The sequence below is a fragment of the Bacillus sp. UNC41MFS5 genome, assembly GCF_000686805.1.
In genome coordinates, this window is record NZ_JMLP01000011.1 from 268,058 (window position 1) to 292,420 (window position 24,363).

Here is a 24,363-nt window from a genome sequence, read left to right on the forward strand (position 1 = left end):
TCAGCCTTTCATACCAGTCGTTGCTATTCCTTCAATAATATATCTTTGGGCAAAAATAAATATAATGGTAATCGGTATAATCGATACTAGAGATGCAGCCATAATCAGAGCATATTGTGCATCATATAAAGTGACAAACATACGTAAACCTAACTGAATTGTTTTCACTTCTGTTGAATTTAAGTAAATAAACGGTCCCATGTAATCGTTCCAAGTATTGACGAAGGTTAACACGATTAGGGTCGTAAGGGCTGGTTTAGATAATGGCAAGATGATTTTGAAGTAGATGCCATATTCGTTCAATCCGTCGACGCGGGCCGCTTCGCTTAACTCTTCAGGAATACTCATATAGAACTGTCTCATCAAGAAGACACCAAATGCACTAAATGCTTGTAATAGAACGAGCGACCATAATGTATCGGTTAAGTGCACTTCTCGCATCATAATAAACTGTGGAATCATATAAGCTTGCCACGGTACTGCAATCGTCCCAATATACGCTAAGAAAAGTGCATTTCTTCCTTTAAATCTCATCTTTGAAAAACCATAAGCTGCAAAACTACTAGTCAGTACCTGAATAAAGGTAACGACCACACTTAAAAAGATGGTATTTTTAAAGAATGTGAATAGTGGGATTTGATGCCAGATTTCTACAAAGTTATTCCATTGCGGCTTAGTAGGTATCCATTGGATTGGAACACTAAAAACTTGATTATCTTGTTTTAATGAGGATGAGATCATCCAGAAAAAAGGAATTAACACCAACAGAGATAAAAGAAGTAAAAAGAGATATGTGATGGTATTCCCTATTTTTTTCTTGGTACTTTGAGACATTCCAGAGCTTTTTGCTGTTGCATCTACAGGGCTTTTTGCTGTTGCATCCAATGTTTTCACTCCCTAATAGTCCGTTTTCTTTTCTTGAATTCGGAATTGAACAATCGTGATTCCTAAGACAATGACGAATAATACTAACGCGATGGCAGAAGCATAACCAAAGTCATACTTTACAAAAGCTTGATTATAAATGAGATATACCAATACGTTTGTCGCACGGCCTGGACCACCCATTGTCATGACTTGGATCAAATCGAATACTTTAAAACTAGAAATCGTTAACATAATTAATACTAAGAACGTGGTTGGAGCAAGCATGGGTAAAGTTATATGTCTAAATTCATGCCAAACATTCGCACCATCAATTTTCGCAGCTTCATATAATTCTTTCGGTATACTCTGCAATCCTGCTAAATAAAGGACCATATAGTAGCCCATTCCACGCCAAACACTGACAATAATAATCGCTGGCATCGCCCATTTTGACGAAGAAGTCCATCCCGGTGGATGATCAATTCCAATCCACCGTAAAAATTCATTGATTAGTCCCATATCAGGATGAAATAACATATTCCATACAACCGCAATGGCTACTAAGGATGTAACATACGGAAAAAAGATCGCTGCACGAAATGTGCCGATTCCGCGGATTTTTTTATTGAGTAGGATCGCTAATAGCAAAGAACAGATTAATGTTAATGGAACGGTACCGATGGTATAGTAGACTGTATTCCAAAGGGAAATCCAAAACGTTGTGTCATGAATCATGGTTATGAAGTTTTTTAATCCTATGAATTCAGGAGCTGAAAAGGCATCCCATTTCATAAAAGCAATCACGAAGGACGCGACCACAGGGATTAATGTAAAAATAAAGAATCCAAGGAAGTTCGGGGCGATAAAGGACCAGGCAACTAATGTATTTCTTCTTTTCCGTTTCTTTTCGGATACAATTTTAATTTCAGGAGCATTAACGACCATGTTTGTGTTTGGATTAATCATATTGTCCCACCCTATTAATTTGGCGGTTCTCCCCTTTCAAAAAAGGTATTTAAAATGGGACAAAAGCTACGATTTAGTCATTTGCTCTAAACCTATTAATTTTTGTCCCATCCTATTTAATCTACTTATTTAACACTTCAGATTTAACACGTTTTCCCATTGTTTTGATTCCTTTGTCAATACTGTTTTCACCGATCATGATTAAGTCGTGTTCTTCCCCTAAAATTTGATCAATGGCTGCAGAATTTTTGTTCATTGGCATTTCAATATTTACAAAGTCAGGGCTAAATGCTTTCTTTGAAAGTTCATCGCTTGGCATACCAGCAACATTAAAATAGACATTATTAATTTCATCTGTACGATAAGCCGGAACTACACCAACGCCTGCAACAACTTTTGCACCTTCTTCACCAGAAGCCCATTTAACAAATTTCTCAGCCTCTTTGCTATGTGCTGCATTCTTATTTACTGCAAAAGCTGTTGGGGAGCCCCATGATTTAACTTCGCCTTTGGCCGTTTGTGGCAGTGGAGCAATAGCCCAATCCACATTTGTTTTACCGCCATTTTTCGAATTAAGAACACCAGCCATATACCAAGTACCCATTGGAAGCATTGCGGCTTTTTCCGTTTCAAATTGTGATGCATACGTAGTGTTCGTTGATTTTGCCGTTCCATAATCTAGTACACTCTTATCGTCCTGCATCCCTCTGAAAACTTTATACATATTGGCTAAGAAGCTATAGTCTCCTTTAATGATTGCATCAGGCTTACCTACTTCTTGAGCTGCTGCAGTAGCATTAGTAATAGATCTCCATACATGGTTATAAGCACCATATACTTTTGTATCACCAGAGCCAGAAGTTAATTTCTTTGCTGTTTCCTTATACTCATCCCAGGTTAAATTTTCAGGATATTTTACGCCTGCTTGGTCAAATAGTTTTTTGTTGTAATAAAGTACCCAAAAGTCATTCCGATATGGTAATGCAAAGATTTTTCCTTGATTATCTTTCATATAATCCAATGTTCCTAGATATTTCTCTCCATCTAAACTCTTTGCGTATTCAGTCATGTCTTTTAATTGTCCGCGGTAAGCATAGTTTGAATAGCCAATTAAGTTTTTCATCGTTAAGATATCTGAATCATCATTACCAGCTAACATTGTTGTTAATTTTTGATCATATTGTGCTGCTTCAATATCAACTGGTTCGATTTTTACATTTGGATTTGCTTTTTCATAGGCTTCAAATAATGCTTTAAATTCAGGTGTTGTATCATAGTTCCAAACCGTTACTTTCAGGGTAGTTTTTCCATCTTTTGTTTCCTTGGATGCTGTTTTATCCGAACTACAACCCACCATTACACTACTAAGAATAAGTATGAACATTAATATTAAGGCGAGATTCTTTTTCATCATTTACCCCCACTTTTTTTAATTCATTTACTTTGTAACAGTGCTGCACTTATAGCAAAATCATTTGTCTGAACTTAAACTGATCAACTCCTTATCAAGGATTAATTATTGAAAGCCTTTACAAGTTAAAGATTATCAAATTATCTCGCCCATACTATAAGACTAATTTTACCGGTTATATGAATATTTTGACTTTTATGCAAAAAAGGAACTTTGTCATTCCCATCCTGGGAATAGACAAAGTTCCTTTTAAAGAGATGCCACGGGGACGGTTCGAGGAGCCAGAAAAAGGAGACCTCGCATCTGCACACCGGTAATAAAATAAATAAAAAAACTAGTAAATTCGTAAATTCCTTTCTCTATTTTTTGCATAAAATAATATTTAAATATTACTAAAATCAATATCAATTTAGGAGGTGATAGGATGGATCAACAAGGCAATCAACCTTGTGAAGGCCACATTTTTTGTGTACACTGCGGACTTCCAATTGACCAAGATGAACCTTATTTCATTTATATAGAAAAGGATTTAAACGGTCATAATGTTTATTGCTGCGATGAATGTTCTTAATATTAAGGCTGCACACTACAGTCTTTTTTTATTATCTAGTTTTTAAACTATTTAATATTAAAATCACATAAAATACTCTTATGTAAGAAAAAGCCGCCAAGAATGACAGCCGGATCTTTAACTCTCGCACTCATAAATTCAATAAGGAAGGATAGCTCTTTACAATCCTATCCTTTTAGATCGTCCTCAGTTTATCGAACAACCAAACAAGATGAATGTATTTACCAAAAGATTGTATTTGATCTCTCTCGATCAGGATACGTTCCATTGCAATCAGGTCGTCGCAGAACCTGGTATCTTGAACTAGGTTAACAGGGGGACGGTTTTCTGCAATATTTATACGAATTTGAAGAAGTAACGTTATGATTGCTTGGTTAAATTCATGAAACTCATAAGGAAAACTTGCATTAAGGGATTGATGTTCTAATATAATCATTTCCATGAGTCCATAATCCGTCGGATGAATAGAGTGCAGCGCTCTAATGGAAACATCAAGAACCGGGTGCTTTTGTTGAAACAACAGACGATTTAAGTTCATATCCTCCTCCTTCGTTTTTGACGGCGGATGTTCTTGATGAAACGTTTCTAAATCATCTTCGATAATAAAATTAGCAGAGGCCTTATATAACCTATAAGCAAACTCAGCATCCTCGGGTCCCCATCCGTTGAAACTCTCCTCATAGCCGCCGACTTGCTCCATAAAACTTCTTTTAATAGAAAGAAAACCTAAGCAAGCCATCCAACGCAATGGGCTGTTATAAAAATGTTCACTTAGGTATTTTAATAAATGATGAGCATAACTTCTGTATTTTACAATTGAGCATAAATTGTTTATATCATCAATATCCTCCCTCTTAACCACTTGTTGGGGCTCTTGTAAATGTCTGATATGAGTCGTTAAGTTACTAAGTGTCGGTTCTTGCGATAGTACCTCTTTAAGGCGTTGGTTGAAGAGGGAATTCCTTTCACTCCACTTATAAATCGAGTTGATTTGATTATCAGTAAAATCCGGGGATAAATAAGTATAAATGCGCCCCCGCTTGCTTCCTGCAATAACAACGGATTTATCGTTAGTGAGATGATGCTGTTGGTTAAGGGTAACATAGTTAGGGGAAACGATGGTTTCTGCATCCAAAATGATAATAATTTCTCCCCTCGCATGCCTAAGTCCTATATTTCTTGAAGCAGCAACTCCAACATTAGTACGATTACGAATATATTGAAAATGGTAGGGTGGACAGTATTCCTTTATTTTTGGGGTCTGGTCGGTAGAGGCATCATCAATCAATATCACTTCCATTTTGGATAAATCAAAGCACTGTTTTTCCAACGCATAAAGACTAAGCAGATTAAGGGGATAGCGGTTATATGAAGGCATGATGACCGTCACTTCAATTTCCATGTTTCTACTTTTTCCTCCTTGTGAACCTATAGTTTCGAACAATTAATGCAGTTCGGCTTACTTTGTTCCGTTTATTTTATTACTAGTACTTAACGAAAGAATATACCGAAAATAATTAATAGGATGGAAAGCACCACGATTAGCAAAATTAACACCACATCTATCTGATATAGTCTATCACCACCTTAATTAAGAGATATTACATCGTATGTCAGAACAATAAACCTCGAATTGGACAAGAACAAAACTTTACATTTACTTAACATAAAAAAAATATTAGCTTGCTGCACATTTCTAAGATCTTTTGCTTACCCAAGTAACCTTCCAGTTCGCTCCATAAAAAAAACTGCCTATAATGGCAGCTGGATCACTTGTCAACAGACCGGGACCGTGGTCTACTTCATCATTCCGGTGTACGAATAACTAATACATCACAATTCGCAGTACGTACAATCGCTTCCGATACGGAACCTAGTAAGAAAAGTTCAACCGCATTTAGCCCGGTTGCACCACAGATTATTAAATCTGCCTCTACTACACTTGCAACCTCTTTAGTGATATGCGTTTTGGGAGAACCATATTCGATTACTACCTTTACGTTTTCAATTCCTTCGATATCTGCTTGTGCCTTGTAACGATTCAATAATTCCTCTGATCGCTGATGGGCACGTTCAACACTGGAACGATCATACGTCTCGAATGAACGAGTATTGATGATGTTTACGATGGTTACGAGTGCTCCTTTGTTTCGTTTTGCCACATCGATGGATTTACGAAATGCGTATTCCGCTTCTTTTGAACCATCGACAGCTACAACAATACTTTTATAATGATTGGCCATTTGTTTCAATCTCCCTTCTACGCTTTGGCTTTTTGATGAATAGGACTTTTGATAAATAATGACAAGACAACATTAATCACCGCTAGCACTAAACTAATGGTAAACACTACGGAAGATCCCGCTGCTGCTGCCTGTGGTAATTCATGAGCAATGCTCGCCGCGTAACTACTCTCTCTAGCTGAAAAAATCGATACCAACACCGCAATACCAATAGCTCCGGCAACTTGTTGAAGTGTTTGAGTAAGTGCAATTCCATCTGGATAGTACTGTTTCGGAAGCGAATTGAGCGTGTTCGTTTGTACCGAAGCAAGCACCGCTCCAATCCCTAACATCATGACAATATGTGTGACCACAATCATCCATAATGCCGTGTCTGACCCAAATTGTGAATAGAATACATAACCAATCGCGACTAAAATGGTCCCGGGAGTAATGACCGCTTTCGGACCATATTTATCAAATAAACGACCAATCGTTGGAGCTAATATACAATTAAGCAAGCTGCCCGGCAGCAGGATAAGGCCGGTTGTAAAAGCAGCAATAAGCAGCGCCATTTGCATATACATTGGTAAGATAACAAGCATGGACAACATATTAAAGAACGTAATGAATGTCATAAAAACACCTAGAACGAATAGAGGGTATTTGAATGCTATTAGATTTAGCATCGGCGTCTCCATTTTCGTCTGACGGATTGCAAAAAGAATCAGTGCAGCAAATCCAATGATGATTGATCCAAGGACTGTTGCACTCGTCCAGCCGGCATCACCAGAAACACTGAATCCGTACACGACCCCACCGAATCCAATTGTCGAAAGAACAACCGATACGGCATCAATGGAAACCTTACGAACCTCATTAACATTTGGTAAATAGAGGATCCCGAACATAAGAGAGAACAATAAAAACGGTAAGGTAACCCAGAAAATCCAATGCCAGGATAATGTATCTAAAATAAGTCCGGCGATGGTTGGACCTAAGGCTGGACCAGCTAACATAACTAAGCCCATAACCCCCATCGCGCCGCCTCGTTTATTGGGAGGGAAGATGGTGAAAATAACATTTTGTGTTAACGGTAGAGCAATCGCTAACCCAGCTGCCTGGATCACACGTGCCGCCAATAACAGACTAAATACAGGTGCAATGGCTGCTAAAATGGTCCCGATTAGGGATAGTGAGATAGACGTCAAAAACATTTGACGAGTGGTAAATTTTTGCATCAAAATACCGGTTACCGGTACTAAAATACCTAATGTTAAGAAATATCCTGTCGCTAACCAGCCGATCGTCGTTGCATTCACACGAAAGATTTGACTTAAGTCTCCTAAGGCAATATTTAAGGCTGTTTCACTAAAAAGTCCGACAAAGCCTGCAACAAACAGGGCTGCCATGATCGGGCCTGTTTTTATTTGATGATTCACCACGGAATCTGCTTTGATTCGTTGATTCTGAGCAGTTTGTACATTCACTTATTAAAACCCCTTATATTAAAATTTTCTCTTACCCCTTTTTTCCCTTTTGCTAAAAAACGATTATGATGATTAGCAAAAGTCCTGCCGTAGTACACCCCCTGATACTAACAATTCGTTAACTATATCAAAGAATTTTTCTAATTGTCAACAAAGTTGACAAAATTAATTAAATGAGTTATTATCAACTTAGTTGACGTTATTGATTGGGAGTGAACAAATGTTTAATATTGGAGATTTGGTCATCTATTCCGCACATGGCATTTGCAAAATTGATGATATTTGCGAGAAAACCGTTTCAGGAACGACAAGAACCTATTATGAATTGCATCCTATGGATAATGATCGGCAATTGACGATCATTATTCCTGTTAATACGGATAAAGTAGTCATGCTTGAACCACTCCAGAAAGTGGAAGCCCATGAAATACTTGAATCCTTCACATATTCAGGGATCGAATGGGATGACAAACCAAAAATACGTTACAATTTATATTCAAATATTGTTAATACAGGTAACAGAAAAGAAATTGCGAGAGTAATCAATACACTAATGCGAAAAAAAATGGAAGCGTCCCTTCATGGCAAAAAACTATACGAGCAAGACAATAAACTTTTAAACACGATACAAAATTTACTATTTAAAGAATTAGCGCTATCATTGAACACTTCTTATGAGGAAATACAAGAATTGGTATTGCGATTGATAAAAGAATGAAAAGAAAAACCCCCGCGTCGTTCAACTAAATGAGCGACGCAGGGGTTTTTGAATATTTAGCAGCTGTTATATTTATATTTCCCAATCTAACTTTAATAGTTCTTTAAGCATAGTCACTTGCTCAGAACCTATTTTTTCTGCAATTTTATTTTCAAGCCGGGCTTTAAGTGCCGCGTTTTTTTCGTAGCATTCCTCACCTAAAGCCGTTAACTGGATACACTTTTCTTTTTTGTTGTTTTCAACATTTTGGATTTCAACTAATCCTTTTTCCGAAAGCTTTTGAATAAACTTATGGATCGCCTGACGAGAAATTTCTACATTCTTTGTCACATACGAAATGCTAGGTTGTTTTTTATAAATCCTAGCCATGATATACCATTCAGAATTGGAAATATAAATCTCACTTTGGTCGTTCCATGCTTTCTCCGAGATTTTCCGGACCAAACTATGGCGTTCACTTAATAGGTCGATAAGGTCTAAATGTTGTAATTCAGAGTTCGAAATCAAACGATTCACTCCAATCATCATCTTCGCCACTACTATACAAAAACAGGGATTGGTTGTCAATTTGGTTTACGACGAATGCATGAAAAAACTACAAAAAAAGCCCTCCTCAAAAGAATGACCTTTTTATAGCTTGAACTGTATAAATCATGTACACTAATGAACCTTCTTTTGTCATCTTTGGTTTGCCTTTATTTTCCTCTTTATCTACTGCAAGGACGGTTAGTAGAACGCATTTTTCTTTGTTACTTAATTTTTAAACTCCAGGTCCCTACTTATTAGCGCAATAATCCCCAAAAGGAATATATTCCAATTGACTTCGCCCCATGGATAAATCCAGGGGATTCTTTTTTAAACCTTCATCAAAGCGGCCTGTCGGCCAGGGCCTCCAGATCTTACGACTTCTCCAGTTCATTACGATATGTAGTAAAAACCACATACCGTAGCCCAATCATAGGCACTACGCCACTGCCCTTTTAGCTTCATTGTGCGAGACAATGGGAGCTAAAAGAACTCGGCGATACTTTGTATCTTCAATTTTAGGTAGATCCCGATTTTTCGTTAGTCGATTATTTACAGACTTGTCCAAGATATTAATGGCACCTACTACATCCCGATGTCCTTCCGAGCCGCACCGACAGTGGAAATTTCGATTCCATTGTTTGTGGAATTCTCCGCATGAAGGGCACGTGCCGGAAGTATAGGACTCTTCCACAAGTTGGACTTTGCCTCCCCGAAGTTTTAGTTTGTATTTTATTTTTTCGATTAATTGCCCAAAACTCCAATTGGACAATTGTTGACGAATCTCTTTACGGGTTTTCTTTTTCTTTTTCGTATTCTTTTGAGCACCATCCGGTGTTCCGATATAGAGTGTTTTAATTTGGTTTTCCACACACCAATCGGTGATCATTTTCGAAATAGAATGCAATAAATACTCCATTCTCCGTTCCAGTTTTTCTAAAAAACGGCGTTTACGCAAAATGAGTTTTTGCCTTTTATTCGAACCTGGCTTCTTCCGGCTAATCAACTTCTGAAACTCTTTCAACCTTTTGTTTCTGTAGCGCTGTAACGAGCGAAGTTCTTTTCCTGTTACAATGAGGTGACTTTTCCCGTTACTTAAAACGGCTGCATGGATGATTCCTAAGTCGCAGCCGGCTTCCTTTTTACCTTGAACCTGCTTTTGTTTTGGTACTTCCACTGCTAGATGCATCCAGTATTGATTTTTGTGCCAAACGATTTCGGCACTTTTTATTGTATGGAAATCAATGTGCTTCGGTTGAGGGATCACTAAGGGGGATTGTTGTTTTCCATTGCTAAACCTGAGCTTTTTACAAGCTAATTTAATCGCTGCTTTTTTATATTTTACGGAAAAAAACTTTTTGTATTTCCAAGGGTACCGTCACTGTTTCTCACCTTTTGTCCGTAGCTCCATTGTTCTTTTGCACGTTTCTTCATGTAACTCGATGATCGATTGTATTGTTTGCGAGTGTAATTTATGTGTGGTGGCATTGTACCATTGCTTTTTTTCAGATGCACTTGTCCAAACCTGATAGGCATCATACAGCCACCAATGGAGATCTAAGCAATCATTCCACAGATTCGCTGCTTCCTTACGTAAAGTATCGACAAATCGTCTCTCCTCGCTGGTTAAACGAAGCGGAAATTTCCTAATGACAATATCTCCTTTGGATTCTTTTTTCTTCTGTTCTTTCATGCTCTTTTTATGAGGTTCCATTTCTTTTTCACCTCCCGATAAGAACGTATGTTCTATATACTCATTATACTACTAGGGAATAGTAATTGATAGTAAAAAGAAAAAATATGGCTTATATCCCCATTTCTGAAGAAAGGGGTTTTACGCTACTATTTGATAAAAGCGATGCCGTATAGTAAAAATACAAATGGAATAGCAACTGCAACAACAATCCAACTAAATAATTTAGCCTTTTTCAACATAGTTTGTCCCCAAAAAACATTGATCCTATGTAAAGAGTTACTTTCATTATTCATTCGATATCTACCTAAGTACATTATTATTGTTTACTTCAAAGCAATCAGATGATACAAAGTGTTTTATACAGATTAAGGGAATGTCCTTATGACATATTTAGAAAATAATGCACCATATTTTTGGAAATTATTTGTATTTCTAATAACGTTCAAAATGGGGAAATTATTAATGCACCAATTAGAAGGAGGGTACTAATGGTCAAAATAAAAGCTATGCTAATAGGCTTTCTTATACTCCCATTCCTATTCAGCGCTCCCTCTGCTCAAGCAGCTCCGTCTGAAAATGAAATAAACCAATATTTGGCCGATATAGGATGGACGAAACAAGAATTTCTGGAGTATATTGATTACTACGAAATTCCTTTAGATGAATATACAATGGCAGGACTAAAAGAACTCTTGGGTCCCCCTATTAACTCGAAAAATTATCAGGATTTACTAACCAAATATGGTCTAACTGAAAAAGAACTAAATGAGTTAATGGACCATTTTGGAGACTCTGTAAATGAATATAAGTTTATCAACGATTTGGATTCAACAGTTGAATTTTATATTAATGCCGATAAAAGTATGGCGGAAGTAGAAAAAGCATTATCGGATACGGGCATAACAGAAGCAGAAGCAGAGAGATTTTTCAACTATTTAGCGGAAGTAGAAGAAAAAAATAAAGACCAACTAGACCAAATGGCAACAAACGATACACTGTGGGAAAATTTAATGACTGTAGAAGATCCTTCCCAACTAAGCGATGAAGACCTTGATGAGATGGTTCGATTATTAGAGCAAACCATTGCACTGTATGAAGTTAAAGTGGCCTTGAAAGCTGACGGTCGGGCTGTAACATTAAAGGATTTACTAAAAATGAAAGAACCTCCAGGTACTTTATCTGGCAGTGTCTATAGTACTTCAGGGGAACTCCTCATTGATTTTAACATTCCTAAAGAGTTTTTCGAATCAATGGAGGCTCTTGGAGATGGGGAAGACATGATTCATTTAGGTGAAATTTCAGATGATTATGTAGACCATATGCATGAAGAGAAGTATGAAGATGCTCGAAAAGGTTTAAAATAACCAAACAGGTCATCATGTTTCACAACTTATTTAGACTGAAAAGCCGTTCTCATTTAAAAGTGAGAACGGCTTTATTTGCAATTTTTACTATTTACTGCTTCAAATTCAAGCAATTTCGCATCTCTTACTCTCTTAAAATAACATTTTATGTAGTGGCAACTCTTTTCATAATCTATATACAACTATAAGACTATTGTACTTTACTTAAAAAAGAAGAAAAAGATAAGAAACAGCGGGCAAGAAATTTTCACCACTTATTTCAATCCATACATTTCCTACAAGTTTCCCGTTTCTTTCGACTAAATACCTTATAGACTATACTATTCAAACGTTTGATTGAAACTACTGCAAGTATTGATTTATAAAGATTCTCTCGCTAAGTGTGGTGGGAAATAGTCGAAATACGCGGAAATATTTCGCAGGAAATATCCTATATTTCCTCATATTTTGATAGTTTCGGTTGAAATTCGTCTCTATTTCCTCAAATATCTTCATAAATACACAAATTATTCATAAAATCATCACGATAACCACTTGTATTTTAATATTTTCTTTGATTATATTATTATGGGAATATTTTACCTTGACAAAATTTTTAAACATTTCATACATCCTAGCATAGGTGGGGAACAATCATGGTATTTGACGGCATCATCTTTTCATTTATAGTAGGTTTCCTCCGGAAAGGAAACCTACGGGCACTAGCGCAGTTAAAGCTTAAGTGGGGCTGGATTTTCCCTCTCCTGCTGGTCGTTGAATTAGCCGTGTTTATGTTCCAAAACGACAGCAAATTTCTTGGACAAATCAGTGGCTCTATCTATATAGTAGTCTATTTACTAGGTTTACTATTCTTATTTATGAACCGCAAAAACCCAGGATTTATCCTCATTTTAATTGGTGTATTTCTGAATTTTTTAGTAATGGTAATTAACGGCGGACGAATGCCGGTATCAGTAGAGGCGGCTGCAGTTCTGGATCCAGGTTACATCGAAGCCCTCAAAGACAGCTTTTACGCTAAACATACAATGCTAAACTCTTCAACCTATCTCAGATTTTTGGGCGATGTCATTCCCATCTCAGACCCTTACCCGCGTACCCAAATCATCAGTATCGGTGATATAATAATGAATATCGGAATCTTCTTTTTCATTCAGTATTTGATGGTTCATCATGCAGTCGCAAAAAAAGAAGTTACCGCACCTCCTCTCCTTAAAGGAGGTGAAAAAAGATGAAAAATGAACAAAAAAAAGGCATTAAATTAACTGGAATTCTTTACAATGCAATTATTATCGGTTCTATCATTATTGCTTTAACTTCTGGATTTAGACTAGTTTAATAGCTTATTCATGGGGGAAGTAATGTTTTACTTCTCCTATATCTTATATATGAGAGTGATGGAAATGCATTTATTAAAGACAACAACAAATAAATATCTTTTTCTTGTATCCACGATTGGTTTCATAACCTTTTTTTCTCTTAATGATTTCCCTCATCGTTCTTTGTTCCAATGGTTAATCATTTTTGCTTTAGCTGGATCCATTTTACTATTAAACCATTATCCTATATTGCTACCTCCAAAGGGTAATTCCCTTTCTATGGATTCTTCTATATTTCTGGCAAGTCTTTTTTTATTTGGACTAGACTTAACTTTGGGTGTATTACTACTAAATTCCATTCTATTTACCTTTACCGAACGGAAAATTGTTTGGTGGAAACACGTTTTTAATTTCTCAATCTATTCATTAATGATTATTGGTTCCTATTATGCTTTCACTTTTACAGGTGGTGAAATTGGAAGTATCCACATAGATAACTTGATACCCTATTTATTATCGTTAAGCATCTATTTTGGAGTCAATGTGTTGCTTATTGGGATATATTTTATTCTTGCTGAGGCAGAAAGCTTAGTCAATGTCTTTAAGGATATTATAAAAGAGACCATTGCCACATATTTTAGTACGCTTATGCTTTCATTAGTTCTTGTTATTTTAATGATTAAGGAAGAAATAATCGGATTGTCTCTCTTTACCTGTATTGCCTTTTTATTGTCTTTAGCATTTAAACAGCATTTCAACTTATTTAAAGAGATTTCTGAAAAGGCCAACAAAGATTTCCTGACTAGCCTTAATAATCACGGTTACTTTAAAGAAATTTTGGAAAAAGAAGTAGCGGCTGCCAAGGAAAATGATCAGCCATTAAGCGTCGTCATCCTAGACATCGATGATTTTAAAAAATACAATGATCTTTACGGCCATATCCAAGGTGATCATCTGCTCCAGGAATTTGGGACCCTTTTGAAAGCCTATTCCGATGCGGCAAACTTTATCGTTGCCCGTTATGGCGGTGAAGAGTTTTCGATCATCATGCCAAATACAGATAGAAAGACTGCATATTCATTCATGAATGAATTGCGGAAAAAAGTAAATGACACCTACTATAAAGGGGTGGAAGGTCTGCCCTACGGCTGCTTATCCTTTTCATCCGGGATTGCTGAATGTGAAAAAGAGACCTATAGTATTTCAGAACTTCTTAACAAAGCCGACAAAGCCATGTATGCGGCGAAAAACCAAGGAAAGAATCTTGTTCAGATATACAATGGACATTCAGAATACTCTGTTCAACGATCTCTTTCGCTTGAAAAAGACATAGAGGAAGCTGAATATCAATTAAAAATTTTCCTTTCTAAAGACGTTTATACCTATCGCCATAGCAAACGAGTTTATCAATATGCGGTGGATTTCTCACGGGTGCTGAACTTAAGTGTTCATGAGCGCAAAACGCTAATCCTGGCCGCGCTTGTCCACGACATTGGAAAAATTGAGATCCCGCGCGATATTCTAAATAAAAAGGGTAAGCTCGAGCCTCATGAATGGGAATTGATGAAGAAGCACGTAACCTTTGGAAAAGAAATCATTGCAACAAATAAGAAATTAGAAGATTTGATTCCTCTGGTTGAGCTCCACCACGAACGGTATGATGGGAACGGCTATCCATATGGACTAGCAGGGAAATCCATTCCGAAACTGGCGCGAATTCTCTGCGTGATCGATTCATTTGATGCAATGACGACGGAGCGGCCTTATCAAAAAACAAAAACCTTCAAAGAGGCGATCGCTGAATTGCGCGATTGCTCCGGCAAACAATTCGACCCTCAATTCATCGAACCGTTTATTGCGATGATCAAGGAGTTTGATAACTCGAGGGACGAACAGCACAGAGAGGTTGCCGCAAGTATCGTGAATTAAGAAATTGACCTAAGCCAGGCTGAATGCCTGGTTTTTAATATAATTCCGTCCTCCTTCTCTATGGTATGATGGTAATAAATTTATAAAGGAGATGACGACCGTGATCCAATATGATTGCCTCCACCACGTGAGCCTATCGGTGACCAATTTAGAACAATCCAAGCATTTTTATAGCAATATCCTATGTTTAAAAGAAATCCAACGCCCGAATTTTGATTTCCCTGGTGCTTGGTACGATATAGAAGGACAACAGCTCCATCTCATCGTCGATCCTGCCTCCCAAACAATTCGCCAAGATAAGCGCCTAAGCAGCCGTGAAGGCCATTTTGCCCTAAGAGTGAAGGATTACGATGCTACGCTGAATTGGTTGAAAGATAAAGGTGTTGAATTACTCGAGAAACCCAAGAGCATGAGCGGCTTTGCCCAAATCTTCTGTGCTGACCCAGATGGGAATCTCATTGAACTAAACGTCGATCAGGCAGACCTCTAAGAAAAGGAAAAAGGAGAAGCGTGCGAACACTTCTCCCTGCTAATTTATTCTATAAAAAACATAATCCCCCCTACAAGGAAGAACAACGAAAGTAGATAGCCAAAGTCTTTCGCTGCTAGTTTAGTTGTTTGGTAATAGGTTCTGTCTCTTGTACCCGTAAACCCCCGCGCCTCCATGGCAATTGCTATTCGTTCTGATTTTCTTATTCCTTGCGTAAACAGTGGCAAAGCGTACCTCATAAACGCTTTCCAATTATTTTTTTGCTTGTAACCTCTCACTTTATGAGCCGTCTTCATTTGGTTTAGTTCCGATTGGAACAGCGGGATAAAGCGGAACCCCGCTAATAGCCCATACGCCCATTTAGGTGACAGTTTACATTGATGAATTAAACTCATGATGAACAAAGTGATGTCTGTGGTAGAGGTGAATAATAAACCATACGTAACAAACGCTAACATCCGTAAGGCGATGGTTAACCCATGATTTAAACTCTCCACCGTAACATGGAACCAAGCCCATTTCCAAAGTGTCTCTTCTCCCTCTCCAAAAGCCGCCATCATCCAACATATAAGAATAAAAAAACCTACATAAGGCAAAAGCCTTTTCACAAGGTATGTCATTCTCCATCCGCCTAAAAAAATGCCAATCAATAGCGCAAAGAACCAAATCAAAAAAGTCACCTTTGGATTGGAGATTGCCATTAAAAGAAACATAACGACCAAATGAGAAAGCAACTTACAAGCTGGATTGAGAGTAGCTAGGAATGAATCATTAGCCTTCATACCAAAACACCCTCCTTTCGTGCATGTATCAACTGGTAATGGAGTGGTGGAATCAACGCACTTTCACGGAAATTACTTGAATCAGAAAATAACCCCTCGGCGCTCCCTTGATAGGTTACTCTCCCTTTGTTAAAGAGAATGACCTGATCTGAAAAATCATCCACTAAATCCATATCGTGAGTTACCATGACAATCGTTGTTCCCTGTTCCTGCCTCTCTTTTAGACGTTTAATAAGCTCTCTAGCTGTTTTTTCATCCTGACCAAATGTTGGTTCATCAAGCAATAGCAAAGCTTGATCAAACAATAACATCGTCGCCACACTTAACCGCCGTTTTTGTCCTAAACTCAGGGTAAATGGGTGCGCATCCTGGTACGGTGCCAATCCAAACTCCTCTAACAATCGGCTGGTTTTCGAACGAACCTGCTCTTCCGGCCAATTTCGTTGTCGACCTCCAAAAGCAACTTCGTCAAAAACCGTATCAGTAATGAATTGATGTTCTGGATTTTGAAAAACAAAGCCCGCTTTTTCATACAGTTCTCGATCTGACCATTTTTTTAGTTCCTTACCCTGAAAATAAATTCTCCCTTTTTGAATCGGCTCCAAACGGATCAGACTTTTTAAAAAGGTACTTTTCCCACTCCCATTTTCTCCGACGATGGAAATCCATTCCCCTTTATGGATTTTTACATCTATATCACTTACGATGCTCTTCTTCCCATAGCCAATTTCCACATATTCGGTACGGAGTAAAATATCCCCTTGTAAGAGCGGCTTCGTTTTTACCCTATTAAAAAGTTTGATAGATAGAGGGTGCGAAGGATTTTGAACGACCTCCTCCCATTTGTAAGGAAACAACTTAGGGCGCCAAATCCCCGCTTCTTTCATTTGTTGATTAAATTGGAGCAGCATCTCGTTTGGTTTCCCATCCCCAATAATACGTCCGCGCTCATTAAGGATAATGACTCGATCCATCCATTCGATGCAGCCGTCAAGGACATGTTCGACAAAGACCATCGTATGGTCGGTTTCGCGTGCTAATTGATTCAATAAACCAAAGATCTCATTCCGGCCAGCTGGGTCGAGCTGAGCTGTAGGTTCATCAAAAAATAGTACTTCTGGTTCTAATGCAAGCAAACACGCTAACGCCAATCGTTGTTTCATCCCACCGGATAGCGTTTCAATCGGTGTTTTCTTATCTACCGTTAGCCCTACTTTTTCCATCAAGTCCGAGATCATTTGATCCATTTCGTTACGCGGAATCAAACGGTTTTCGAGACTAAAGGCAATTTCTTCATCGACATGAAGCATGCAAAATTGGGAATCAGGATCTTGGAACATAACTCCGGCATCTTCCCTTTTGAATACTTCACCACTGACCTCTGCCTCCAAATGCTCAGGGATAATCCCTGCAAGAGTGGAAATCAACGTAGATTTCCCACTCCCACTAGGTCCGAGAATTAATACCTTCTCCCCTTGATTGATTGACAAGGTAATATTACTGATAGTTTTTTCAGAGCGATTATAAAAACGAACCGAAAGATCCTTACATCCCAGGAACATCGACGTTTTCCCTATTTCTTTTTTCCTTCATCAACTCGTATTGTTCTAACACACCAGTTTTTGCTAGTGCGTCCACAACAACCTTTGCTAACCAGCCACCGAGAATCATTCCGCTGATGACATGAATTCCTAATGTAATAAAAAATACTTCCAGTGTGTAATAACCGAAACCGTTGGCGATTAAGTTATAAAGGATTCCAAATACGGCAGCCAGAGCACCCGATAGCATTAAAGTAAAAAGGTTATAACGTTTATATCCGAATAGGGCGAAGGCGATTTCTGAACCAATCCCTTGAAATACACCTACTAACAGGGCCGACAGACCAAAATGGCTTCCGGTTAATAACTCCACTGCGGCCGCGGCCACCTCTGCAATAAACGCCGCTCCCGGTTTGCGGATAATATACGCGACGATTGGACTTGCAATCACCCAAATGCCAAACATAAAACCTGCCCCCACCGGTCCCACAAGAGCCGAAATGGGAATCCACAGTGTCGACCATCCTAAATAGATCACTCCACAGGCCACGGCAAGAATCACAGCAAGAACGACTTCTTTCATCTTCCAAGTCTTCATTTCACTGCCTCCATTTTCACTGGCCATTCTTCAAGTTTATAGGCCATATCCCAAAACATATATTCCAACTGACAACTGAGTAAGAAATGCTCTTTCATATTTTCCTTTTCTCTCTCTGGTGCAGCCTTTGCCCACTCATCAATGAGGCCACAGAATTTTGTCGTAATCGAATCGGTCCGATCTCCATAAAAATGGATCCAATCATAAAAAGGATGAGAGCGATCTGGATTCACCTCGGCCAATAATCTTTTCCCAATTTCCCAATACGTCCACGGACATGGCAATAACACGGCTAAAATTTCCCCTAATGTTCCTTCATGAGCAACGGTAAGCATATGACGCGTATAATGAAGGGCAGAAGGCGCTAACGGATATCCCTGTAATACCTCGTAGGGAACACCGGCTACTTGACAAAAGTTATTATGGGGATGGGTTTCACTGTTTAATATGAAAGAAATCTGCTGATTAAACATATCCATATCTTCACGATTCTCACACTTAGAAACCGCTATTCCATAGATGCGAATAAAAGAATTCAAATATTCAAAGTCCTGTTTCACATAATGAATCAATTGTTCCTTTTGTAACTCCCCATTAGCGATCCCTCGGACAAACGGATGCTCAAAAATTGCCTCGAAAATCGGATTAGCTTCTTTTCTTAGTTCTGCTGAAAAACTCATATATTTCTCCCCCTTATTGTTTTTACGGGAAGAGACCAGAGGAAGAGACAGAATTTTCAAACACGAAAAAACCGCCCCAAAAATGGAGCGGCAGAATAATCGTATCTATTCATACACAGTCTCCACTTTCCTACGCTAGTATGAACTAGATCAGGTTCAAAGGGTCCAAGATTATTCTTGTCTCAGCCGCCAAACGGCTCCCCTAGTGGTCTTCCTATAAATTTAATCTTCACTCTACACCCGCTGGTTAATGTTGTCAATCAATTAACATCTTAAGGATAAAAATAAACCAAACGTCCTATAGAACAAGGAGCCGGTTCTCCTATCCTCCACTAGACTTGCTTAACAACAGCCTCATGTTCCAATCTACTAACCAATTTATAGAACCCTAATAAAATGAGGAGGAGAAAAGGATTGATAATGACGGAGTGATACAAACTCCACCAACCATAATGGAAATATCCCCATGGCTCTGGTAATAAAGTTAAAACCTCGTAGATAACAATTCCTACATTCCAAGCTAAGAAAAAAGATAATTGTTTCCATAATGGACTTTTTGAGGGATAGACATTTAAAAAGATAAGATTAACAGGTGGGACTATACATAAATACACAAGCAAGGACTGCCAATCAATACCTTTAGAAAAGTACCAGTACCCCTGGTATTTCAAACTGACAAATAGATCAAACATCAGTTGGAATAACGTTGTAAATAACCAAATCTGCAGCATCTCACTTCTGGTTAAACGTTTTTTTACTTTTAATGCAATGAGGTTAAATAAGATGACTGCTATAATAATCCCGATCATTTAGTTTACTCCCTTAGGTATGAATACATATAAAATTTCCATTTTTAGTAAAAAACATACCTACTCACCCCCTTTTACTTCCATTTATTTTCCAAATAATGTCATAAGAGTCCGAAAATATGTTATAAGGTTCAAAAAATATGTACTATGCTCGGGAAAAGATGTTATTAGAAGCGGAAATAAAATCATTCCTCCATTGGCAATATAATCTTGGTAACTAACCAAAAAATCCCCTCTATTACCATTTAAAAAGAAAAAGAACTTTTTCTTCCTACCCCCAAAATCTTCGTATGACTTTCTAAGTCTATGAAGATGGTCAAATTCTGTCGAAAAATCTGACCGCCTGCTGCGGGAGATTTCTATGAACTTTCCACAGTTTTAATATAAAAAATCAATTGATTAATATAGAACAACACTACACCTATAGGAGGAATCTATGTGAATCGAATATTTAGGTGGATGGTTAGGTCATTATTTGCCCCTGTCACTGGTAATGCCGGAGCGGTGGCAAGCACACTTGGTTTTTTCTTAGGTTTTTTGCCCCTAGATAGTGTAAGAATCCCGCTATTAGTGGTTCTTTCACTTTTGTTACGTCTGAATATCATCGCCTTATTCCTGGGAACGTTGATTCCTATTTTTATTCCTAAAATGAATCATTTACCCATCCTGGATTTAAGTAGATTAGAAGATACCTGGTTCATTTCGACCCTAAAATCGAAAATGCAACTTTCACAATCAATTGCACCGGCAGTCCTAGGGGGCTTAATTGGTCTTGTCTGCTATTTTGTCTTCCATTGGTTTTACAATTTAGGGTTGAAAAAGAGAGAGCGAAATCAAGAACATGTTTTCCTTGATCCAGCCAAAAGACGCTGGTCCATTATCAAACGAATGAGTGCAGGCTTTGCCGTATTAATGATTTTAGTGTCGACGATTTTTATCGAAAGCCTTAATACGAACCCAGAGTTTCCAGAACTGCAACTAGATAACAGCGCAGCAAAGAGCGGGATTGAGCCAATTAATACAAGTTTCAGTGCAGAACAACTCGCTAATCAAGTTCAAAAAACGACGCCTTCCCTTGCTACTCAAAAAAAGATCGGGCAAGTGAATCAAAAACAAGAAGTTTATGGTTTTTACGTCGATTGGGACAAAAACAGCCACACTTCTTTTAAACAGAATATCGATTCGATTACCACCTTAGTACCAGGGTGGCTGCAACTTACACATGGCCTTACGCTTAAAACCAGCACGGACAAGGCGATTGTTAACCAGGCCAAAGCTCATAATATAAAGGTCCTCCCATTAGTCCATAATTTTAATAATAATAAATGGGATGGTGAAGTTCTTCACCGCTTATTTACCACTCCCGGTGCTGAAGATCTTTTTATAAATAAGATGTTGGCTTATGTGAGAACAAATGACTTTGACGGAATCAATATTGACTTTGAAGATATCCAGCCCAATGATAGAAATGAATTCACGCAATTTATCAATAAAGTGTATGAGGCCTTTCATCAACATGGTCTTATGGTCACACTGGATGTTCCGCCGCAAAACAATAGTTTTAACTATCCTGTTTTAGCAAAGAGTGTCGATCGGATGATTGTCATGTTATATGACCAGCACCACTCCATGAGTAAACCTGGACCTGTGGCACCAACGGATTGGGTAGAAGAGAACTTAAAGCAGCTCAATATTCCTTCCGAAAAATTGATTGTAAGTTTGGGAAGCTTCGGGTACGACTGGGAAGAAAACTCCAATCAGCCCGCTAAAACAATGACGTTCGGCGATATTATGGATTTAGGAATTGGCACCAACCTCCAAATCCATTGGAATAAACAAACAGGCAACCCTTATTTACGCTACAAATTAAATGGAAAAAACCATACCGTTTGGTTTTTAGATGGTGCTACCTTTTATAATCAAATGAAGGCAGCGATTGATCACGGTTCGAAAGGAATAGCGGTTTGGCGCCTCGGTTCTGAGGATCCTTCCATCTGGAATTACCTGAATAAACCAAAGGAAATAAACGATCCAACCAATGCCCTTAAAACCTTAGTCAGCCCTAAGTCTGTTCACTTTACAGGTGCTGGCGAAATTTTAAAAATTGCTTCTCAAACAGAAAATGGGAACAGAACGATTCACTTGGATGGACAAGGGTTGATTCAAACAGAAACGTATGTTAAATTACCACATCCTACGGTGGTAGAACGGTATGGAAAACCGAAACAAAAGGAAATCGTCCTTTCCTTTGATGACGGTCCGGATCCAACCTATACACCGCAAATATTGGACATTTTAAATAAAAACAAAATAAAAGCGACCTTTTTTATCCTTGGTGAGAACGCGATGCAGCATCCGCAACTAGTGAAAAGGATGTATGAAGAAGGACATGAAATTGGCAACCATACCTTTACCCATCCGAATATTGCAACGATCACATCGGATCAAACAAAAAGGGAACTCAATGCCAATCAGCGGTTGTATCAAGAAATTACAGGCCATTCGATGACCCTTTTCCGTCCACCGTATGCAGCCGATGCGGAACCAAACACAAAGAGCGAACTGGAGCCAATCTTGCGAGCACAGGAGATGGGGTATACAACAGTCGGTGAATTAATTGACTCGGATGATTGGCAAGGACTTTCTAGTAATGAAATTTTGAAGCGCGTATTGAATCAGCTGCAAGATGGAAATGTGATTTTGATGCACGATGCTGGCGGTGACCGCTCGAACACGGTAAAAGCCTTGCCGATGATGATTAAAGAGCTCAAACAGCGCGGCTACACCTTTACCACCGTTGCAGATCTTATTGGAAAAAGTGATAGTCAGGTTATGCCTCCTGCTAATCAGGACAACCCTTATTTAGTCTATGACAAGGCAGTATTCAAGGTCCTCCAAGGCTGGAACGCAGGATTAAGCTTTCTGTTCTACTCAGCTATCGTGATAGGAATCTTGCGACTAGTTGTTTTTGTTTTCCTTTCGAGAAAGCAGGTCAAAAGGTATAAAGAGACCGAGATTGACCCTAACTTTACCCCTTATGTCAGTGTCGTGATTGCTGCCTATAACGAGGAAAAAGTCATTTGCAAAACTGTCGATTCGATTTTAGCGAGCGATTATCCAGCTTTTGAAATCCTGATTATCGACGACGGATCAAAGGATGATACAGCGTTTGTTGTTCAAGAGACATACGCAGACCATCCACTCGTCAGATTAATTAAAAAGACCAACGGAGGAAAATCTTCCGCTGTGAACCTTGGGTTTAAAGAAGCAGACGGGGAAATCGTGGTGGCACTTGACGCGGATACACTCATCGCTGAAAATGCGATTTCATTGCTGGTGAACCATTTTAAAAATGAAAATGTCGCAGCCGTGTCTGGTAATGTAAAAGTCGGCAATAAGGGGAACCTCCTGACAAACTGGCAGCATATCGAATATGTGACCGGCTTTAACCTGGAGAGAAGGGCCTTTGCCGCACTCAATTGTATCACGGTTGTACCAGGTGCCATCGGCGCCTGGAGAAAGACGGCGGTAGAAGAAGCCGGATACTTTCAAGAAGATACCCTTGCCGAGGATACGGATATCACGCTTACTCTGTTACGCCAGGGAAAAACGATTGAATTCGAAGAAAAGGCGTATGCCTATACAGAAGTGCCCGAAGATCTTAAAAGTCTGGCAAAACAGCGTTACCGCTGGGTTTATGGAACCTTACAATGCTTATGGAAACATCGCGGGGCTTTATTCAATAAAAAACATAACTCATTAGGTTTTGTCGCCCTTCCAAACATGTGGCTGTTCCAATATATTTATCAAACCATTTCGCCTATTGCAGATCTATTGTTCATTATCGCCCTTTTTAACCCGCATCCTGAAAAAGCGGCGATTGGATTTATCCTATTTTACTTGCTGGATTTCTGTACGTCTCTCTATGCGTTTCGATTGGAAAAAGAAAATCCCAAGCCGCTCGCTTCATTGTTTCTACAACGAATCTTGTACAAACAGTTGATGACTTATGTGGTGGTAAAATCAATCTTCTCAGCAATCAAGGGAGTAACCGTTGGTTGGGGTAAACTGAAACGCAAAGGCAATGTAACGCAGGAAACTTCTATTGTGAAGATTAACGAAAATATGTAAATTCGTTCAGGTCTTTCCCCTTTTGGGAGGACCTTTTTTTTATACACAAAAGAACATTTGCAGTGCCGTTTTATTGATCTTTAAGCTGCTGATCAGTGGGTCCGCACTTATCGGTTGGGGGATCAGGGTAAGTACCCGAGCTGATCAGTAGACGGAAAAATTCCGCCTAATTTGAAATTTTTATTAAAATCAGCTTAAATAGACGGAGAAATTCCGCCTATTGACTCGAAAAACGTGAAAATGGGAGATTTTGCTTT

21 protein-coding genes and 1 riboswitch are annotated in these 24,363 nt (G+C 38.5%); of the genes, 7 read left to right on the top strand and 14 right to left on the bottom strand.

All coding sequences use genetic code 11. The annotated features are described in order from the left end of the window. The 3 genes from BR30_RS0106175 to BR30_RS0106185 form a co-directional block, all read right to left on the bottom strand. Positions 1-894: a carbohydrate ABC transporter permease gene (locus BR30_RS0106175; RefSeq protein ID WP_026564259.1), complete on the bottom strand. Its 894-nt coding sequence runs from the start codon at positions 892-894 to the stop codon at positions 1-3. A 3-nt stretch (positions 895-897) separates the two neighbouring features. Beyond that, complete coding sequence (locus BR30_RS0106180) at positions 898-1,833, bottom strand: carbohydrate ABC transporter permease (protein WP_231507634.1); 936 nt, start codon at positions 1,831-1,833, stop codon at positions 898-900. 121 nt (positions 1,834-1,954) lie between these two features. Then, complete coding sequence (locus BR30_RS0106185; protein WP_231507635.1) at positions 1,955-3,244, bottom strand: ABC transporter substrate-binding protein; 1,290 nt, start codon at positions 3,242-3,244, stop codon at positions 1,955-1,957. A gap of 424 nt (positions 3,245-3,668) precedes the next feature. Here BR30_RS0106185 and BR30_RS36525 point away from each other — a divergent pair, with 424 nt between their 5' ends. Further along, positions 3,669-3,815: a hypothetical protein gene (locus tag BR30_RS36525; protein WP_155928452.1), complete on the top strand. Its 147-nt coding sequence runs from the start codon at positions 3,669-3,671 to the stop codon at positions 3,813-3,815. Between the two features lie 175 nt (positions 3,816-3,990). Here the strand turns inward: BR30_RS36525 and BR30_RS0106195 are convergent, their stop codons facing one another. The 3 genes from BR30_RS0106195 to BR30_RS0106205 all read right to left on the bottom strand — a co-directional run bounded on the left by BR30_RS0106195 (position 3,991) and on the right by BR30_RS0106205 (position 7,449). After that, positions 3,991-5,217, bottom strand: coding sequence for a glycosyltransferase family 2 protein (locus BR30_RS0106195; protein ID WP_026564262.1), 1,227 nt, complete (start codon positions 5,215-5,217; stop codon positions 3,991-3,993). A gap of 403 nt (positions 5,218-5,620) precedes the next feature. Continuing rightward, positions 5,621-6,058 carry a universal stress protein gene (locus BR30_RS0106200; protein ID WP_026564263.1) on the bottom strand — a complete coding sequence of 146 codons (438 nt, stop codon included), beginning with the start codon at positions 6,056-6,058 and terminating at the stop codon, positions 5,621-5,623. A gap of 17 nt (positions 6,059-6,075) precedes the next feature. Continuing rightward, on the bottom strand, positions 6,076-7,449 hold the full coding sequence (locus tag BR30_RS0106205; RefSeq protein ID WP_051633497.1) for a DHA2 family efflux MFS transporter permease subunit: 1,374 nt from the start codon (positions 7,447-7,449) through the stop codon (positions 6,076-6,078). Between the two features lie 298 nt (positions 7,450-7,747). On the opposite strand from BR30_RS0106205, the gene BR30_RS0106210 reads away from it, so the two are divergent. After that, positions 7,748-8,245, top strand: a complete 498-nt coding sequence (locus tag BR30_RS0106210) for a CarD family transcriptional regulator (protein WP_026564265.1) — start codon at positions 7,748-7,750, stop codon at positions 8,243-8,245. Positions 8,246-8,317: 72 nt separating this feature from the next. Here BR30_RS0106210 and BR30_RS0106215 read toward each other — a convergent pair whose 3' ends face one another. The 3 genes from BR30_RS0106215 to BR30_RS35145 all read right to left on the bottom strand — a co-directional run bounded on the left by BR30_RS0106215 (position 8,318) and on the right by BR30_RS35145 (position 10,484). Further along, positions 8,318-8,773 carry a MarR family winged helix-turn-helix transcriptional regulator gene (locus BR30_RS0106215; protein ID WP_231507641.1) on the bottom strand — a complete coding sequence of 152 codons (456 nt, stop codon included), beginning with the start codon at positions 8,771-8,773 and terminating at the stop codon, positions 8,318-8,320. A gap of 436 nt (positions 8,774-9,209) precedes the next feature. Further along, positions 9,210-10,094 carry an RNA-guided endonuclease InsQ/TnpB family protein gene (locus BR30_RS35140; RefSeq protein WP_269320600.1) on the bottom strand — a complete coding sequence of 295 codons (885 nt, stop codon included), beginning with the start codon at positions 10,092-10,094 and terminating at the stop codon, positions 9,210-9,212. Positions 10,095-10,148: 54 nt separating this feature from the next. Then, on the bottom strand, positions 10,149-10,484 hold the full coding sequence (locus BR30_RS35145; protein WP_051633486.1) for a hypothetical protein: 336 nt from the start codon (positions 10,482-10,484) through the stop codon (positions 10,149-10,151). A gap of 470 nt (positions 10,485-10,954) precedes the next feature. Here BR30_RS35145 and BR30_RS0106235 point away from each other — a divergent pair, with 470 nt between their 5' ends. From BR30_RS0106235 to BR30_RS0106260, 4 genes are all read left to right on the top strand, one after another. Continuing rightward, a complete protein-coding gene (locus tag BR30_RS0106235) occupies positions 10,955-11,830 on the top strand; it encodes a processed acidic surface protein (protein ID WP_026564267.1) in 876 nt (291 codons plus the stop codon). 635 nt (positions 11,831-12,465) lie between these two features. Continuing rightward, positions 12,466-13,062: a DUF5317 domain-containing protein gene (locus BR30_RS0106245; RefSeq protein WP_026564268.1), complete on the top strand. Its 597-nt coding sequence runs from the start codon at positions 12,466-12,468 to the stop codon at positions 13,060-13,062. A 153-nt stretch (positions 13,063-13,215) separates the two neighbouring features. Beyond that, positions 13,216-15,075 carry a bifunctional diguanylate cyclase/phosphohydrolase gene (locus tag BR30_RS0106255; RefSeq protein ID WP_231507636.1) on the top strand — a complete coding sequence of 620 codons (1,860 nt, stop codon included), beginning with the start codon at positions 13,216-13,218 and terminating at the stop codon, positions 15,073-15,075. Positions 15,076-15,175: 100 nt separating this feature from the next. Further along, complete coding sequence (locus BR30_RS0106260) at positions 15,176-15,565, top strand: VOC family protein (RefSeq protein WP_026564270.1); 390 nt, start codon at positions 15,176-15,178, stop codon at positions 15,563-15,565. Positions 15,566-15,609: 44 nt separating this feature from the next. Here the strand turns inward: BR30_RS0106260 and BR30_RS0106265 are convergent, their stop codons facing one another. The 5 genes from BR30_RS0106265 to BR30_RS0106285 form a co-directional block, all read right to left on the bottom strand. Continuing rightward, the gene (locus BR30_RS0106265; RefSeq protein ID WP_026564271.1) at positions 15,610-16,347 is read right to left on the bottom strand and encodes an energy-coupling factor transporter transmembrane component T family protein; all 738 of its coding nucleotides are present in this window, start codon (positions 16,345-16,347) and stop codon (positions 15,610-15,612) included. Continuing rightward, the gene (locus tag BR30_RS0106270) at positions 16,344-17,909 is read right to left on the bottom strand and encodes an ABC transporter ATP-binding protein (RefSeq protein ID WP_035445105.1); all 1,566 of its coding nucleotides are present in this window, start codon (positions 17,907-17,909) and stop codon (positions 16,344-16,346) included. Before BR30_RS0106270 ends, BR30_RS0106265 begins: the two co-directional genes overlap by 4 nt. After that, entirely contained in the window at positions 17,893-18,486 is a 594-nt protein-coding gene (locus BR30_RS0106275) for an ECF transporter S component (protein WP_026564273.1), read from the bottom strand. The genes BR30_RS0106270 and BR30_RS0106275 overlap by 17 nt, the downstream gene beginning before the upstream one ends. Beyond that, entirely contained in the window at positions 18,483-19,166 is a 684-nt protein-coding gene (tenA, locus tag BR30_RS0106280) for a thiaminase II (protein WP_026564274.1), read from the bottom strand. Before tenA ends, BR30_RS0106275 begins: the two co-directional genes overlap by 4 nt. 110 nt (positions 19,167-19,276) lie before the next feature. After that, positions 19,277-19,380, bottom strand: a riboswitch (TPP riboswitch). Positions 19,381-19,498: 118 nt separating this feature from the next. Further along, the gene (locus tag BR30_RS0106285) at positions 19,499-19,975 is read right to left on the bottom strand and encodes a hypothetical protein (protein WP_026564275.1); all 477 of its coding nucleotides are present in this window, start codon (positions 19,973-19,975) and stop codon (positions 19,499-19,501) included. A gap of 438 nt (positions 19,976-20,413) precedes the next feature. On the opposite strand from BR30_RS0106285, the gene BR30_RS32775 reads away from it, so the two are divergent. Beyond that, positions 20,414-24,106, top strand: coding sequence for a polysaccharide deacetylase family protein (locus BR30_RS32775; RefSeq protein WP_081825367.1), 3,693 nt, complete (start codon positions 20,414-20,416; stop codon positions 24,104-24,106). The last annotated feature ends 257 nt before the right edge of the window (positions 24,107-24,363 follow it).